Raw genomic sequence first — 16,108 nt, 5'->3', positions numbered from 1 at the left:
ATTCAAAGCTCCGACAAGATCTTGCGGGCTTCTTCAGATCCGGCGAAATCCTGACCTAACTTGAGGGCGCGTTGGAGTGATTGTTTCGCTGCCGCATGGTCTCCATTCTTATATTGCGCCATGCCAAGATGAAACTGGACGATGGGGTTGTTCGGTAGTTTTTCGACGGCCTCCTTTAGAAGGCTGCTCGCGAGGAGATAGGCGTTCTTTTTGTAATAGAGCCATCCCATCGTATCGGCGATATACGGATCATCCGGCTTTTGTTCGCGCGCTATTTGGGCATAGTTCAGCGCCACATCGAGGTTCCCGCCCTGTTCGACGAGAAGCCAGGCCAAATTATTGGCTGCCGGTGCAAACTTAGGATCGAGCCTGAGGCTTTCTTCATAACGCGACTTGGCCTGATCGTACTCTTTTCGGTTGGCATGGATGATCCCGAGCATCATATGGGCTTGGATGGCCTGGGGATCCTTGGCAAGGACGGCTTCGTATTCTTTGACGGCCTGATCCGTCTTGCCGGCTTGGAAGTAGGTTTGCCCCAGGTTCATATAGGCCGAGAGAAGAGAGTTGTCGAGATCGAGGGCTTTCTTGAAGGCCGCTTCAGCCCGCCCCGTGTCTTTTTCGGCATTCCAAAGCTGGCCAAGCAGATTATGGAGAAACGGGCTGGTTGGAACTGCTTCAATCTGTCGCATTACCCGTTCCCGTGCCTCGTTCGGCTTGCCCTGTGCGATCTTGATCCACACGATCTGGGTCACCGGCTCAATGGCTGCCGGCTTTATGGCAAGCGCCTCCTCGAAGTAGGCCAGCGCTTTTGTGTCATTCTTTTCGGCATGGGCCACAAGTCCAAGGCGATAGGGCCCGAGGGGTTCCTTCGGAAGCGCCTTGGCGATGGCTTCATACACCTTTTTGCTCTTGGCCAAGTCGCCTTTGCGGAGATAGACATCTCCGGCAATGACTGCGGCCTGGACGTTTCGCGGATTGAGCTGAATAGCGGCCTGAGCATGTTCCAGCGCCAGGTCCAGCGAGCCTTCGGCCAGGAGCAGTTCTGCCAGTGACGTGCGGGCCTCCGGCATGGTCGGGTTGAGTTTCACGGCCTGGGTAAAGGCTCCTCGCGCCTGAGAGGGCTGGCGCTTTTTCAGAAAGGCCACACCCTGGAAATAATGAGCCGGGGCAAATTGAGGCTCATCTTTGATCAGGGCTTGGAACTGGGAGATCGCCTCGTCGATATTGCCTTTGGCAATGAGAATTCGCGCATTGAAGAAGCGGCCGACCAGGTCGCTGGAATTCTTGTCGAGAATCACTTTGACCCTGGTTTCAGCCTCGCTCAAGTTTCCGGTATCAAGATACAGTGAGATCAACTTGTCGCGGGCTATCACGGAATTGGCGTTCAGTTCTTCGGCGTGCCGATAGCTGGTGAGGGCCTTGTCTCGATTGCCCAGCCAGTGATAGAAGTCACCCAAGTGGATGTGGGGCTTGTCGTCCTGGGGGTACGCGGTCGCCCATTTTTGCAGAGTGGTTTCAGCTTCGGCTAGCTGGTTGGTCCGCTGATAGAAACCGGCGAGACGCATCTGGGCTTCTTCATTTGCAGGCGCCGTTTCGACAATTTGTCGATACGCGGCCTCTGCGAGATCCGGCTTTCCTGTCGCCAGGCGGAAATCTCCCATGGCAATCATGATTTCCGTGGAGGCAGGGCTGGCTGTCAGGCCCTGCTGCAGGATATCTTCCGCTGCCGCCGGATCCTTTAACAAGAAATAGGCGCGTGACAGCTCCAGGTAGATGCCCGCATTCTTGGGATCTAGGGCGAGTGCTTTCTTCAGTTCCGTCACCCCGTCCTGGTAACGCTTTTCATTGATCAGGCTGCGTCCCCGAATGACCAGCGCGTCTTTATCTTGAGGTGCCGACGCCAGAATGATATCGGCCTGTTCGCGAGCCTTTGCCGCATCGTTTCCCAGGAGATAGAGTTCGCCCAGTTTGACCCGGGCGTCACGGTTGGTGCTGTTCAGTTCAAGAGACTGCTTGAGCTCGGCAAAGGCCTTCTGGATATTCATCAGGCCCCCAAGCTTCAAATGAATGACAGCCATACGGTAGTAGGCGTCGGCATCGTTGGGGTCGGCCTGGATTACATTGCGGTATTCAATGAGTGCTTCCTGAAGCTGGCCTTTCTCCATGTAAGTGGCGGCCCGCTCCTGGTGTTTTGCCTTTTTGGCTTCCGGGGAGATTCCGTCGCATCCCAGACACGCAAGCACGAGAAGGGCACAAGATTGCCTCAGGAGAGGACTGGAAAAAGCCGACATGGTGTATTGTCCTTGCGAATGTGTGCGATGCGTCCTGCCGATGGAGGGATTATCGGGCGGGGGACATGCAGAGTCAATGATGTTCCAGTTTCGTGCGGCATAACCGCCGCTTCGTGATGGTCCCGGAGTCCTCCTCCAAACGGATGAAGGGAAGGGTTCTCTTCCTTGACGGATAATTTGGCTTCTGCCATTGTTGCCTCTGGCTAATTGTAAATACCCGGGAGTGTTATGAAACAAGACAATTCTCGTCGAGTAGCCGTTGTTGGGTTGGGGTACGTCGGTCTTCCGATTGCCGTGGCGTTTGGCAAACAGGCGCCCGTGATCGGGTTTGATGTCAATCAAGTCAAAGTCGAGGAGTTGAGGAAAGGGCTCGATCGAACGGGCGAAGTGTCGGAGAAGGATCTCGCCGAGACCCGGATTACCTATACCTGGGAGCCGGCGGATCTGAAGGCGGCGGATTTCATCATCGTGGCGGTTCCCACGCCCATCGATGAAGCACTGCAGCCTGATTTGCGGGCGCTTCGGATGTGTTCGGAGACAATCGGCGCCAATCTGGCGCGCGGGACGATTGTGGTCTATGAGTCGACCGTCTACCCCGGCGTCACAGAGGAGGTGTGTCTGCCGATCCTTGAGAAGAAATCGGGGATGAAGGCCGGTGTGGATTTCAAGGTCGGGTATTCGCCGGAGCGCATTAATCCGGGAGACAAAGAGCATACGCTTGAGAGGATCGTGAAGGTCGTCTCGGCTCAAGATGCAGAATCGCTGGATATTGTGGCCGAGACGTACGGGAAAGTCGTCAAAGCCGGGATTCATCGGGCTTCCAGTATCAAGGTCGCCGAAGCGGCCAAAGTGATCGAAAACACTCAGCGGGATTTGAACATTGCGCTCATGAACGAGCTGTCGTTGATCTTCCATCGTCTTGGTATCGACACCAAATCGGTCTTGGACGCGGCCGGGACCAAGTGGAACTTTCTGAAGTTTGCGCCCGGACTGGTCGGCGGCCATTGTATCGGAGTCGACCCTTACTATCTGACGTCGAAAGCCGAATCCGTGGGCTATCATCCGCAAGTCATTCTTGCCGGGCGGCGGATCAACAACGGTATGGGCAAGTATGTCGCAGAGCAGACGATGAAGCTGTTGGGCCGGGTATCGCGTCCCGTCTCTGATCTCAAGGTGGCAGTGCTAGGGTTGACGTTCAAGGAGAATGTTCCCGACCTGCGCAACAGCAAGGTGCCAGACATCATCGCTGAGCTTCGCGAATACGGCATTCAGGTGGTGGTGCACGATGCGATCGCAGAATCGAAAGAGGCGGAGCATGAATACGGCATCACGCTCGTCGATTGGAAGGACATTCAAGATGTCGATGGGGTGATTGTGGCAGTCGCGCATCGGGCCTACCTCGACATGGGGCTCAATGAAGTGCTGAAGCCGTTGCGGAGTCAGCAAGGCGGCGTGCTGATCGATGTGAAAAGTATCTTCGATCCGGCGAAGGTGCCGGGCACGATCACGTACTGGCGTCTCTAACCGGATGCGGACAGCGTTTCTCGCTGTCCGCTCACCCGCTCATGGGCTCACGGCAAGCGCGCGGTCGCTCGCGGCCGTCGATACTCAGGGGCTCTCCTCCTGAACTCCCTATGGTTCTTATCCCATAGTTACTACGAATACTTCATGTAAGCGGGTTGCATGAATCCCGCCGTTCCCCTACAGTACGCGCCAGCAACAGGCGTTGCGCCTGCTATCGTGTGAAGAAAGGAATCTCATGAGAATACTGGTGACCGGCGGAGCAGGATTTCTAGGCAGCCATTTATGCGAGGCTCTGATTGAGCAAGGCCATACGGTTGTCTGCATGGATAATCTTGTGACCGGCCGGGTGGAAAACGTGGCGGACCTGCTGGGGAACGAACGGTTTTCCTTTATGAAATACAATGTATGCGACTACCTCCACATAGAGGGGCCGCTGGATGCCATTTTGCATTTTGCGTCACCCGCCAGTCCGCAGGATTATCTTGAGTTGCCGATCGCGACGCTAAAGGTGGGGGCCCTGGGGACGCACAAGGCCCTCGGCTTGGCCAAGGCGAAGGGGGCCAGATTGCTCTTGGCCAGTACCTCGGAAGTCTATGGCGATCCGCTGGTGAACCCGCAGCCGGAGTCGTATTGGGGTAACGTCAATCCGATCAGTCCGCGCGGCGTCTACGACGAAGCGAAGCGATTTGCCGAGGCGCTCACGATGGCCTATCACCGGTATCACGGGGTCGATACCAGGATCGTGCGCATTTTTAATACCTTTGGGCCTCGCATGCGGCCGCACGACGGGCGCGTCGTGTCGAATTTCATTGTCCAGGCGTTACAGGGCAAGCCGCTGAGCGTCTTTGGCGATGGCTCTCAGACGCGGAGCTTCTGTTACGTGGACGATCTGGTGAGGGGGATTCTTGCCTTGCTCATGATCGAGTCGGACAGGAGTGTCGAGCAACGCACAGACCGCAAGTTCCTCCACGCCAAGCAGGACGATGAGGCAAGTGAAAGCATCCATAATCCGGTGAATATCGGCAACCCTCGCGAGCTGACGGTGCTGGAAATTGCCAAGCTGGTGATCGAGCTGACACGGTCCTCCAGCCAGATTACCTACCACCCGCTGCCGGCCGATGATCCCAAGGTGCGGCGGCCTGACATCCAGCGAGCCCGCACCCTGCTACAGTGGGAGCCCAACGTTCCGCTCGAGGATGCCCTTCTGAGAACGATTGAGTATTTCCGGAAAGTCCTGGCCTAGTTGAAGCGGGAGCCTGCGGCCGGCACAGACTGTCTTTGGGCGTGCCGGCGACCAGGTTTGTGCCTTGACCCCCTTCAAACTCGCACGGTATCCTGTCCCCCACGCAACATCTCACAGAGAAGGTTACTGCATGTCATCTGATCTCGAACCGCAGCGCGACACGGCCTTAGTCTCTGCCGAATCAAAGGATCTTCAAGAGGTTCCGCTTCAGCCCATCCCGGAGTATGTCCAAGAGTTGGTCATGCGGGCCAAGCAGGCGGCCGGCCGGCTGGCGACCTTGTCCACGGCGGTGAAGAATCGCGCGCTGGAGGCGATGGCCGATGCCCTGGAAGAAAAGAAAGAGCAGCTGCTGGAAGCGAACGAAAAGGATGTCGAGGCCTTTGGCTCAACACCGGAGAAAAAGGCGATGGCCGACCGGCTTCGCCTCACGGATAAGCGGATTGAGGAGATGTCGGCCGGTATCAGGGAAGTGGCGAAACTGCCGGATCCGTTGGGCGATATGTCGAAGATGTGGACCAGGCCGAACGGCATGCAGGTGGGGCGTGTGCGGGTGCCGATCGGCGTGATTGGCATCATCTACGAATCCCGCCCGAACGTCACGGCCGATTCCGCCGCGCTCTGCCTAAAGTCGGGCAATGTCTGCGTCCTGCGCGGAGGCAGCGAAGCCATTCATTCGAACACGGCTATCGCAGCGGTGCTGGCGGAAGCGGCGGAGAAGGCCGGCGTGCCTCCCGGAGCCATCACCTTTGTGGAGCGGCCTGATCGTGAAGTGGTGCCCGTGTTGCTGAAAAAGGATCGGTACATCGATGTGATCATCCCGCGCGGCGGGCCGTCGCTCATGCGGACGATTGCCGAACATGCCACGATTCCGGTCGTCAAGCACGATGCCGGCGTCTGTCACATTTATGTGGATGCGGACGCCGACCAGGCGCAGGCCGAAGCGATCTGTGTGAACGCCAAGGCCCAGCGGCCGTCGACGTGCAATGCGATGGAAACCCTGCTGGTCCATCAATCGATTGCCAGAACCTTTCTCCCTCGTCTGATGGAAAAGCTGCAGGCCGCCAAGGTGGAAGTGCGCGGCTGTCCGAAGACCTGTCAACTGCTGCCGGAGGCCAAACCCGCCGCCGAGGACGATTACGGCAAGGAATTTCTGGATCTGATCCTGGCGGTGAAGGTGGTGAAGCACATGGATGAGGCGATGGAGCACATCGCCAAGTACGGATCCCAACACACCGAAGCGATTCTGACCACCGATTATCAGCGGGCCATGCGGTTTCTCCGCGAGGTCGATGCGGGGGCGGTGCTGGTGAACGCCTCGACGCGGCTCAATGACGGCTATCAATTCGGTCTCGGCGCTGAAATCGGGATCAGCACCTCCCGCATCCATGCCCGGGGGCCGATGGGGTTGGAAGAGCTGACCTGCTCGAAGTTTGTGGTCCTGGGGAGCGGTCAGATCCGCGAGTAAATGTCTGGCGATCCCCTTCGTACCGCCTTCTCTTTTCCCGGAGCCATCCAATTCCCCGATAATCGTGATTTGGCACAACGGTTCGATCAGGCCGGCGGGCGGGTCGTCCGCCGGGCGACGGGCCAGCTCGTGTTCTATCGACCGGATGGACGGCGCATGCTGGCCACCGATCCGGCGGGGCACCCGCTTCATGAATGCGAGTGGGGGCAGGATGCCAAGGGTGCGGTAATCTTGCGGCGCGCCCGCTTGCGGCTCGATTGGGGCCGGTGGGTGGGGCTGAAGCCGGGCGGGCTGGTGAATGAGACGCGGCTCAATCTGGCGACCAAGCCGGGCTGGCAGCGGCTGAAGGCGGAAGATCTGCGGCAGATGGCGGCGCAGGCGATGCGGGTGCCCATCGAAGAAGTCCGGTTCTTCTACGGGGATGAGGATCTGGTCATCGACGCGCACGGCCAGGCGACCATTCGGCATCGCAAGGACGCGTTTTATGTGCTGGAAGATGGCTCTTTCGACAAAGCCCGTTTCATGTCCTGCATGGGGGCCATGCATTGGGACCGGATCGATTTCCTTCCCGTGGTCGAACTCTTCAAATCCTTGCTGCCCGGCACCGGCTCCGCCGCGTTCGAATTGATTCGCGGGCTGTATGATGATCAGAACGAGGGCCAGCCGGCCCCGCGGCCCTTGCGCTATCGGGGCATTCCCACCTATCCCTCTGAAGCGGCGTTCGGACTGTTCAGCAGCTTTTTCACGGCGCAGGCCCCTGGTGGGGGAGATCCCGTCGCGATCTTCATGGATCCTTCTCGCGCCCATCAGTTGACGTGGCTTCCGTCACATACGTGGCCGCTGCGCTATTTCGACGAAGCCCAGCGTTTCTGTATGACGGTGCGGGGCGGCCAGTTGGTGAAGGTCACTTGCGCCGACGATCCGGCGGGAATGTCCTACGTCAGTCCCAAGGGGCGGCGGGTGGCGGCCTGGGATCGCTCGGCTATGATCGTGGAGGGGCGTCTTCGGTTGAAGGATCGGGATCGTACGGCAGACCTGAGCCTGCCGCAGGATGTCGGCAGGACTCTGGCATCCGCATCTGAAGGGGCACCGGCTGTCAGTCCCGTAGACTGGCGCTCGGTGTTCGTGCCTGGCGTTCCGACCGTCCAACCCGGTGAGGTCTTCGGGGCTGTCCTCTTGTACGCCCAGGATGAAACGCCGATCGGAGAGTTGGCGGCGCAACCCTTTGTCGCCGACTATCTGCAGGATCTGGCAGAACAGGACCGGGAAATCGGCCAGATTCTTCTGCGGGCGGAGCGGATTTTGATCGAGAACGGCGACGCCGTCATCTCGACCTGTATCCCGTTCGACCGTCCTCGTGAAGTGGTCGCCACTGTCTGCCATCCGGCTTTTGCCTTCAAGCAGGCGCAGCATCTCTGGACCGTGTGCGCCGAACTCCAACGGTGGGACTGGCTCCAGCGGACACAGTTTATCCTCTCGACAGGCCTGTCCCCGGCGATGCCCGTCGGCGCATCCCATGACCTTGCCTATGTCTGGCTTCCCTATGAGGAATTTGACCGGGTGAGTCTGCTCGCGGCCCGCCTGCGAATGCTTGCCCAGCGGATCAAGGCCGGTGGCCATGCCTTTCTCGTCGGCCCTGCGCGTCTGGGGGACGAGCTGGCGAAGGCCGGATTTCATCTTTATTGGGAAGAAGCCGTCGAGAGACTGCCGACGTTTGCCATGCACAGGACGATTTTGCCGAAGGCGAAATTACGTAGCGGGCTGACCATGTTTCACGTCCGCCGTTCATAGCCTCTTGCACCGGTCAGCCTCCTTCGATTACTGTCATTCACATGAGCGAGCCGACCCAAGAACCGATGTCCGCCGAAGAGGCGGGCGACAAGATCATCATCTACTGGGAGCGGGAGTACTCCACCGCCTTTGCGCCGGAACGGCTCAAGCTCGATTTCAATCCCCATCGCCCCATGTTAAACAACATGACGCTGGACGAGCAGCGGGCGCTGGCCGCCAGCGGGTACAAGGTGGTGCCGGACGACTGCGGGCCGGTGCGCACTGTCGGCAGCTACGGCTGGCTCATCCGCTGCCCGGCGGATATCAAATTGCGCCGGACGGCCGACGGGGTGCGGTGGCAATCCCCGCCGATCCTGCCGGAAGAGCGGCTGCTTGGCTACAAGACATTTTCGGGCATGTATGTTGATCTGATCTTGAACAGCGGCTATCCCAAACTCTGCTGCGGGATTCGCTTCTACTATCCCAAACATGTCGGCCTGATGATGAAGGATCTCCCCAACCCCTTCTACCATCTCCCCGATCGGACCTTCAGCATCTGGGAGGGGATTAAGACGCAGGAGTACAAGCGGACACCGAACCAGTATGAGTGGCTGCCGGACTACGAAGCCTTCACCGCGAATTTTCTCCTCCAACTCCACAAGCCCACGGCCATCAAGCGCGGTGATCCGATCGGATTGGTGCTCCCTGTTCTGCTCCCGAAGCAATTCGCCCTCGAAGAGATCAAGCACCCCTAGCCTTTTCCTGCCTCCATCTCCAGAGTCTGCTGGAGAGACCGAAACAGGTATTGGTTCAGCACGCCCTTGACGCGCGCATGGGGCTTCAGGCCTTGCTGGCCTCCGACAAGGTCCGCAAAGTCGTCATCAATCTGAACAACCTCCCCAGTCCGCCGGCGTCCTACAAAGAGCTAAAGAGTTGATGGACGAGGGGATCCCCTGCGGGACTCCTGAATCCTAGCCTTGACAGCCCTCTGGCCCATCAGTAAGATGACCAACACCTTTAACGCTCATCCTGCGAGGTGAGCAAGGAGCCAAGATGAACGCAATTTCCGGCCATGGCCGGTTCAGACAACCCAACCTTCTTGCCGGCCACGGCGAGAGGGTTTTTTTATGCCCTCGGCATGCGTGAGAGGTGATGGGCGATGGGCGGGGGAAATCCAGTAGGTGGAGCGCCGAAAGTGAACGGTGACAAGCAGAACGAGCGGTTGATCATGGATGCCGGAGATATGGGCAGGGCGCTGACGCGTATTGCCCATGAAATCCTGGAGCGCAACAAAGGCGTACAGGATCTGGCGCTCGTCGGGATCAGAACGGGCGGGGTGCATCTCGCGCACCGGTTGGCGAAGCGGATTCAGGATATCGAACAGGTGCCGGTGCCGATCGGGGACCTCGACATCACGCTTTACCGCGACGACTTGTCCCTGCGGAAGGAACAGCCGGTGTTACGCACGACATCGGTGCCGTTCGATGTGTCGGACAAGATCATCGTGCTGGTGGATGATGTGCTGTTTACGGGGCGCACGATTCGCGCGGCGATGGACGGGTTGATGGATCTGGGGCGTCCGGCGGAAATCCAGCTGGCGGTGCTCGTGGATCGCGGCCACCGGCAATTGCCGATCAAGGCGACCTATATCGGGAAGAATCTTCCGACTTCACGCGAAGAAAATGTGCAGGTGTTGTTGGAAGAATTGGGCGAGGATGACCGGGTGGTTATTCTCAAGGCAGCATGTTGAAAATGTCCGCCAGCGGCGTTCTCGGTTTCCGTCTTCCTGCGACGTGCTTCAGAGAGGACGTCTCGGTCGCCGGAATCCCTGCGGCCTTGCTGGATGGCCATGTTGAGCATCCTGAAAGGGGTGCGTGCATGTTATCGGAATGTGAGCGGAGGTTGCCATGAGCCTCAAGCACAAACATCTTCTCAGTCTGGCGTCCCTGTCGGTGGACGAGATTACGCTCATTCTGGAGACGGCGGATTCCTTCAAGGAAGTGAGCGGCCGCGAGATCAAGAAGGTGCCGGCGCTTCGCGGACGGACTGTCGTCAATCTGTTCTTCGAGCCGAGCACGAGAACACGGACCTCGTTCGAATTGGCCGCCAAGCGACTGAGCGCGGACGTCATCAATTTTTCCCCTTCGTCGAGCAGCGTCGTCAAAGGCGAAACCCTGCTTGATACGGCGCGGAATATCGAGGCGATGCAGGCGGATATCATCGTGCTGCGCCATTCTTCGGCCGGTGCCGCCGAAACCCTGGCCCGCGGGGTGAAGTCATCGGTGATCAATGCCGGCGACGGCTGGCACGAGCATCCGACGCAGGGGTTGCTCGATCTCTACACGATTCGCGAGCGGGGGTTGTCGTTCGAGGGGTTGCGGGTGGCGATTGTCGGCGACGTGGCGCACAGCCGGGTGGCCCGCTCGAACATTTTGGCCCTGACGAAACTCGGCGCCGAGGTGCGGGTCGTGGGCCCGCCCACGATGATCCCGTTCGGGATCGAGAAGCTGGGCGTGAAAGTGTTCCACCATCTCGACGAGGGTTTGCGGGATGTGCAGGTGATCATGATGCTGCGGCTGCAGTTGGAGCGGCAGGGGAAAGCGCTGTTCCCGACCATTCGGGAATATGCGCGGCTGTACGGGCTCACGGCGGAACGGGTGAAGCTGGCAGATCCGAAAGCGATCATCATGCATCCGGGGCCGATTAATCGTGGCGTGGAGATTGCGCCGGATGTGGCGGATAGCTTGTCGTCGGTGATTCTGGATCAGGTGACGAACGGCGTGGCAGTTCGTATGGGCGTCTTATATTTAATGTCTGGAGCAAGCTAAATCGTGGCGATCTTGATTAAGGGCGGACAGGTCATCGATCCCGGGTGTGTGAACGGTGTGGCGGATGTGTTGATCGACCAGGGCAAGATCGTGGCGGTCGGTGCAACACTTCAGGCTCCGGCCGGATGCACAACGATCGAAGCCAAGGGGCTTCTTGTGCTGCCCGGCTTTGTGGATTTGCACGTCCATTTTCGGGAGCCGGGATTTGAGTACAAGGAAACGATCCAAAGCGGCAGCGCGTCGGCGGTAGCGGGCGGATTCACGACGGTCTGCGCAATGCCGAACACCAAGCCGGTCAACGACAATCAGGCCGTGACGGAGTTCATGCTGGATCGGGCGCGGACGGCGGGTCTGGCCAATGTGCTGCCGATCGGGGCCATTACCAAAGGCTCGGAGGGGAAGGAACTGGCCGAGATCGGCGACCTGCGACGGTCCGGCTGCGTGGCGATTTCGGACGACGGCAAACCGGTGATGAACAGCCTCGTGATGCGGCGGGCGATGGAATATGCGCTGGCTTTCGACCTGACGGTGGTGGATCACTGCGAGGATCTTCATCTGGCTGAGGGCGGCTGCATGAACGAAGGGATGATCTCCACCGAGCTGGGCTTACCCGGCATTCCTGCCGCGGCGGAAGACGTGATGGTGGCGCGGAATCTGTCCTTGTCCGAACTGACCGGCGCGCGGCTGCACCTGGCCCATATCAGCACGGCCGGGTCGGTGCGCATGGTGCGTGAAGCGAAGGCGCGCGGCATCAAGGTGACGGCGGAAGCCTGTCCGCATCATTTCACGCTGACGGAGGACGTGGTGCGAGGTTACAATACTCTGGCCAAAATGAATCCTCCGCTCAGGACCGGTGAGGATGTGCAGGCGATCAAAGAGGGTCTGCGCGACGGCACGATCGACGTCATTGCCACCGACCATGCGCCGCATGCGACGCAGGAGAAGCAGCAGGATTTCACCGAGGCGCCGTTCGGGATTGTGGGGCTGGAAACCGCGCTTCCCCTCACGCTGGCACTGGTGGAGGAAGGCGTGCTGACCTTGGAGCAGGCGGTGGACAAATTGACCAGGGCTCCCGCCGTGGCGTTCGGGCTGAAGAAGGGAACCCTGGCGGTCGGCGCCGATGCGGATGTGGCGATCGTCGATCCCAACGAACAGTGGCAGGTCGATCCCGGCAAGTTCAAGTCGAAGAGCCGGAATACCCCCTTTGCCGGATGGAAAGTGAAGGGGCGGGTGAAGACGACGATTGTCGGCGGACGAGTCGTGTTTGAGTCTGCCGCTGCGGACCTGGCGTGACGGATGGAGGGCCGTGCCTTTCTCTGGACCTCACGAATCTGTCTGACGCTCGAGTGGCTGGCCTTGGGACTATGGGTGGGCGGATTGGTGATTCTTGTGGCAGCGGTGATTCCCGCCGTGTTTAACACGTTCGGAGGACAGGATTCCGGGGGATTTTTCCTCACGAGAGCCTTTGAGGGATTCAATCGCGTCGTGCTGGGCGCGATGGCGGTGCTCGTGGCCGGTCTGGGCTGGCGTTACTGGGTCCGGCATCCGGTCGCGCGGCCGACTGTCGCTGAGATGGTTGTGCTTGGTACGATGGTGCTGATTGCGGGGATCATCATCGGGGTCTTGCACCCTCAAGCCGCCGCGCTGCAGGCCTCGGCGTTCGCGATCAAGGATGAAGCGGCGAGGAAGGCGGCCTTTGCCGCGTTTTTTAAGATTCATATGCCGGTGCGGGCTCTGTACATGGTGAATTTGTGTTTAGGGATTGTGCTCATGGGGATCCGGGTCAACCACACACTTCGACTGGGTAAGGGGCAGGCATGAAAAAGGCGCTCTTGGCATTGGCGGACGGCACGGTCTTCGAAGGGCGCGCGCTCGGCTACGAAGGCGAAACGGTCGGCGAAGTCGTGTTCAATACCGCCATGACCGGTTATCAGGAGGTGCTCACGGATCCGTCGTACAAGGGGCAGATCATTACGATGACGAGTCCCCACATCGGCAACTACGGGGTGACGCCGGAGGATATCGAGTCGCGGAAGATCTGGGCGGAAGGGTTTGTGGTAATGGAGGCCAGCCGGCTGGCCAGCAACTGGCGCAGCAAGGGGCTGATCCAGGATTATTTGGCGAAGGCCAAGGTGGTGGCAATCGAGGGGTTGGATACGCGGGCCTTGACCCGGCATCTGCGCGAGCATGGGTCGCAGCAGGGCGTGATCACACATCTGGAGCTGGATCCTGCGCGGGCGGTGCAGAAAGCCAAGACCGCTCCCGGCATTGTCGGGCGCGATCTGGTGGCGGAGGTGACGTCAACGCGGTCGTATGCATGGACGAGTGATTCCGGTGAATGGGCGCCCGATGCCGGCATGAACGCCCCTCAATCGGCTACGCGCAAGTCCCGGCGGGTGGTGGCGTATGATTTCGGCGTGAAAGAGAACATCTTGCGGCGTCTGGTGGATGTGGGCTGCGAGGTGACGGTGGTGCCGGCTTCGACATCGGCGGCTGAGGTCGCGGCCTTGAAGCCTGACGGGGTGTTCCTTTCGAACGGCCCCGGTGATCCGGAGGGTGTGCCTTACGCGATGGACGCGGTGCGGGCGCTGATCGGCCGCTATCCGATCTTCGGCATCTGCCTGGGTCATCAAATTCTCGGGTTGGCGTTCGGCCTCAAGACCTACAAGCTCAAATTCGGGCATCATGGATCGAATCATCCGGTGATCGATCTCCGGACGAGAAAGGTGGAGATCACCTCCCAGAATCACAATTTCGCGGTTCAGATTCCCGCCCGGCTCAGTGGTGTGCCCGACCGCCCGCTGACGGTGGACACGAAGCTCGGCAAGGTGTCCATCACGCACGTCAGCCTGAATGATCACTCGATTGAAGGGATGGCCTGCCTCGATCAGCCGGTGTTCTCGGTGCAGTACCATCCGGAAGCGTCGCCCGGTCCGCACGACTCGGCCTATCTCTTTGAGGAATTCGTCCAATTAATGGAGAAACATCATGCATAGCCGGCTTCTGATTGTGTTGTCGATCGGGCTGCTGCTCTCCGGGTGCACCTTCAACTTTCCCTTGTTCCCCGGTCCTGGGCCTCTCCAGGAAACGCAGGTCAGCGGCAAGGGAGAGGCGAAGGTGTTGCTCATCGAGATCTCCGGGATGATCAGTTCCCAGGACGGGGACGGGCTCGTGCCGACTCCCAGTCTCATCGCGAGCGTCAAAGAGCAGCTGACGAGGGCCATGCAGGACGAGAAGGTGCGGGCCGTCGTGCTCCGTATCAATACGCCGGGCGGGACGGTGACGGCGTCGGATATCATCCACCACGAGCTCAAGATGTTCAAAGCCTCCCGGAAGATTCCCATCGTCGCGTCGATCATGGACGTGGGCGCATCGGGGGGCTACTATATCGCGGCGGCAGCGGATTCCGTGTTGGCGCATCCCTCCTCCGTCACGGGCAGCATCGGCGTGATCATGCTGACGGTCAATGCGCGCGGGTTGCTGGAGAAAGTGGGCCTTGAAGCGACGGCGGTGACGTCGGGCCCCCGCAAGGACATGGGTTCGCCGTTCCGGACGATGACGACGGAAGAACGGGCCATCTTCCAGGGCCTGATCGATTCCTTCTATCAGCGCTTTTTGAGCGTCGTGCAGGAAGGCCGCCCGCAGCTCCAGATGGAGCAGATCAAGAAGCTGGCCGATGGACGGATTTATACCGGGGAGCAGGCGAAGGAGGCCGGCCTGGTCGACGAGATCGGCTACCTGGAAGACGCGGTTGATCTGGCGAAGAAGCAAGCGGGGCTGACGCAAGCCCGGGTGGTGATGTACAGGCGGCCCGGTGAGTATTCGAACAACGTGTACTCGAAGCTGGTGGCGCCCGGTCCGTTGACCAGTCTCGGCAATCTCGACCTGATGTCGTTTGTCCGGGGCGGGACACCGCAGTTCATGTATCTGTGGATGCCGTGACGGATGGAATGGATGACTGGGCGGTGTAGTGATTTGGTGAATGGATGATCGAATAACTTATTTTCTTGTGTGTCCCGTATGTCAACCACACATTCGCCAGATCGCCAGATCGCCAAATTCTTCACGGCTTCCGTCAGTCGCCGTGCCATGCTGGCGCTCGGGGCGCGGGGAGTGGCCGGAATCTATACGGCCTTGGGAGCCTGCACGGCCCTGAGTGTGTTGTCGTCGCTCACCGGGTGTTATCGGGCTCCGGGGACGGCGCGCGATCAGCTGATTTTCTTCTCGGAGGAGAAGGAAATGGAGTACGGGCTGCAGGCCTACCGGGAAGTGTTGCGGCAGGCCAGGCTCAGCGAAAATGCGGAAATCAATGAACTGGTGCAGCGGGTCGGGCAACGGATTGCCACGGCGGCCAAGAAGCCTGAGTATCAGTGGGAGTTTGCCGTCATTCAGGACGACAAGATGGTGAACGCGTTTGCGCTTCCCGGCGGCAAGGTGGCGGTGTTCACCGGTATTCTGAAACACACCAAGAACGAGGCCGGATTGGCCACCGTCATGGGGCACGAAGTGGCGCATGCCCTCCAGCGGCATGGCGTCGAACGGATGAGCCGCAGCATCGTCGATCAAATCGCGCAACTCGGCGCGATCGGCGCGGCGGTGGGCGGACATGGGAGCGGCGGGGCGGTGGCGGGAGTGCTGGGCGCCTATGGGATGAACGTGTCGTTGCCGTTCAACCGGAAGCAGGAGTCGGAGGCTGACTATATCGGTCTGCGCTTGATGGCCGAAGCGGGGTACGATCCCCGGGAAGCGGTGCCGTTCTGGGAACGGATGAGCGGCTGTCCGCGGCAGATGATCGGGAAGGTCTGCTTCCGTGCGCAGCAGGCGATCCCGGAGTTTCTCTCCACGCATCCATCGGATGCCACGCGCATCAATCAGATCGAAGCGTGGCTTCCCGAGGCCCTGCAGCATTACCATGGCGCCGCCACGACTCCGCCGCCGCCCGCGCCCTTTCGGCCATTGATCGGACCGATGCCGGGAACCAGTTAGT

Annotated in this window: 13 protein-coding genes; 12 read left to right on the top strand and 1 reads right to left on the bottom strand. The window is 59.7% G+C overall.

Features of this window, described 5'->3' with window-relative positions:
• Window positions 1-2: 2 nt before the first annotated feature.
• Window positions 3-2,165: a tetratricopeptide repeat protein gene (locus ACO9S2_RS02445; RefSeq protein WP_423720236.1), complete on the bottom strand. Its 2,163-nt coding sequence runs from the start codon at window positions 2,163-2,165 to the stop codon at window positions 3-5.
• A 354-nt stretch (window positions 2,166-2,519) separates the two neighbouring features.
• On the opposite strand from ACO9S2_RS02445, the gene ACO9S2_RS02440 reads away from it, so the two are divergent.
• The 12 genes from ACO9S2_RS02440 (at window position 2,520) to ACO9S2_RS02385 (ending at window position 16,107) form a co-directional block, all read left to right on the top strand.
• Window positions 2,520-3,815, top strand: a complete 1,296-nt coding sequence (locus ACO9S2_RS02440) for a nucleotide sugar dehydrogenase (protein WP_423720235.1) — start codon at window positions 2,520-2,522, stop codon at window positions 3,813-3,815.
• Window positions 3,816-4,050: 235 nt separating this feature from the next.
• Window positions 4,051-5,058 (top strand): UDP-glucuronic acid decarboxylase family protein, encoded by a 1,008-nt coding sequence (locus ACO9S2_RS02435; RefSeq protein WP_423720234.1) that lies wholly within the window; start codon window positions 4,051-4,053, stop codon window positions 5,056-5,058.
• Window positions 5,059-5,188: 130 nt separating this feature from the next.
• Window positions 5,189-6,523 (top strand): glutamate-5-semialdehyde dehydrogenase, encoded by a 1,335-nt coding sequence (locus ACO9S2_RS02430; protein WP_423720233.1) that lies wholly within the window; start codon window positions 5,189-5,191, stop codon window positions 6,521-6,523.
• Window positions 6,524-8,314: a hypothetical protein gene (locus ACO9S2_RS02425; RefSeq protein ID WP_423720232.1), complete on the top strand. Its 1,791-nt coding sequence runs from the start codon at window positions 6,524-6,526 to the stop codon at window positions 8,312-8,314.
• Between the two features lie 41 nt (window positions 8,315-8,355).
• Window positions 8,356-9,048, top strand: coding sequence for a hypothetical protein (locus tag ACO9S2_RS02420; protein ID WP_423720231.1), 693 nt, complete (start codon window positions 8,356-8,358; stop codon window positions 9,046-9,048).
• Between the two features lie 440 nt (window positions 9,049-9,488).
• Window positions 9,489-10,043: a bifunctional pyr operon transcriptional regulator/uracil phosphoribosyltransferase PyrR gene (pyrR, locus tag ACO9S2_RS02415; RefSeq protein WP_423720230.1), complete on the top strand. Its 555-nt coding sequence runs from the start codon at window positions 9,489-9,491 to the stop codon at window positions 10,041-10,043.
• A gap of 157 nt (window positions 10,044-10,200) precedes the next feature.
• Complete coding sequence (locus ACO9S2_RS02410; protein WP_423720229.1) at window positions 10,201-11,121, top strand: aspartate carbamoyltransferase catalytic subunit; 921 nt, start codon at window positions 10,201-10,203, stop codon at window positions 11,119-11,121.
• 3 nt (window positions 11,122-11,124) lie between these two features.
• Window positions 11,125-12,414: a dihydroorotase gene (locus ACO9S2_RS02405; RefSeq protein ID WP_423720228.1), complete on the top strand. Its 1,290-nt coding sequence runs from the start codon at window positions 11,125-11,127 to the stop codon at window positions 12,412-12,414.
• 3 nt (window positions 12,415-12,417) lie between these two features.
• Window positions 12,418-12,942: a DUF4149 domain-containing protein gene (locus tag ACO9S2_RS02400; RefSeq protein ID WP_423720227.1), complete on the top strand. Its 525-nt coding sequence runs from the start codon at window positions 12,418-12,420 to the stop codon at window positions 12,940-12,942.
• Window positions 12,939-14,117, top strand: coding sequence for a glutamine-hydrolyzing carbamoyl-phosphate synthase small subunit (gene carA / locus ACO9S2_RS02395; RefSeq protein ID WP_423720226.1), 1,179 nt, complete (start codon window positions 12,939-12,941; stop codon window positions 14,115-14,117). The genes ACO9S2_RS02400 and carA overlap by 4 nt, the downstream gene beginning before the upstream one ends.
• On the top strand, window positions 14,110-15,063 hold the full coding sequence (gene sppA, locus ACO9S2_RS02390) for a signal peptide peptidase SppA (RefSeq protein WP_423720225.1): 954 nt from the start codon (window positions 14,110-14,112) through the stop codon (window positions 15,061-15,063). The genes carA and sppA overlap by 8 nt, the downstream gene beginning before the upstream one ends.
• Before the next feature lie 78 nt (window positions 15,064-15,141).
• Window positions 15,142-16,107 (top strand): M48 family metallopeptidase, encoded by a 966-nt coding sequence (locus ACO9S2_RS02385; RefSeq protein WP_423720224.1) that lies wholly within the window; start codon window positions 15,142-15,144, stop codon window positions 16,105-16,107.
• Window position 16,108 lies beyond the last annotated feature (1 nt).

Origin of the sequence: Nitrospira sp. NS4 (genome assembly GCF_049546785.1) — a bacterium.
GTDB lineage: Bacteria > Nitrospirota > Nitrospiria > Nitrospirales > Nitrospiraceae > Nitrospira_D.
Note: the sequence above shows the minus strand (reverse complement) of the source record. Positions and strands in the feature narration are given on the sequence as shown.

What these genes read in the sequence shown, in the direction of transcription:
- ACO9S2_RS02385 (WP_423720224.1), top strand. Translation starts at nt 15,142, where the DNA reads ATGTCAACCACACATTCGCCAGATCGCCAGATCGCCAAATTCTTCACG.
- ACO9S2_RS02445 (WP_423720236.1), bottom strand. Translation starts at nt 2,165, where the DNA reads ATGGAGAAAGGCCAGCTTCAGGAAGCACTCATTGAATACCGCAATGTA.
- ACO9S2_RS02410 (WP_423720229.1), top strand. Translation starts at nt 10,201, where the DNA reads ATGAGCCTCAAGCACAAACATCTTCTCAGTCTGGCGTCCCTGTCGGTG.
- sppA (WP_423720225.1), top strand. Translation starts at nt 14,110, where the DNA reads ATGCATAGCCGGCTTCTGATTGTGTTGTCGATCGGGCTGCTGCTCTCC.
- ACO9S2_RS02420 (WP_423720231.1), top strand. Translation starts at nt 8,356, where the DNA reads ATGAGCGAGCCGACCCAAGAACCGATGTCCGCCGAAGAGGCGGGCGAC.
- ACO9S2_RS02425 (WP_423720232.1), top strand. Translation starts at nt 6,524, where the DNA reads ATGTCTGGCGATCCCCTTCGTACCGCCTTCTCTTTTCCCGGAGCCATC.
- carA (WP_423720226.1), top strand. Translation starts at nt 12,939, where the DNA reads ATGAAAAAGGCGCTCTTGGCATTGGCGGACGGCACGGTCTTCGAAGGG.
- ACO9S2_RS02440 (WP_423720235.1), top strand. Translation starts at nt 2,520, where the DNA reads ATGAAACAAGACAATTCTCGTCGAGTAGCCGTTGTTGGGTTGGGGTAC.
- ACO9S2_RS02435 (WP_423720234.1), top strand. Translation starts at nt 4,051, where the DNA reads ATGAGAATACTGGTGACCGGCGGAGCAGGATTTCTAGGCAGCCATTTA.
- ACO9S2_RS02430 (WP_423720233.1), top strand. Translation starts at nt 5,189, where the DNA reads ATGTCATCTGATCTCGAACCGCAGCGCGACACGGCCTTAGTCTCTGCC.
- ACO9S2_RS02400 (WP_423720227.1), top strand. Translation starts at nt 12,418, where the DNA reads ATGGAGGGCCGTGCCTTTCTCTGGACCTCACGAATCTGTCTGACGCTC.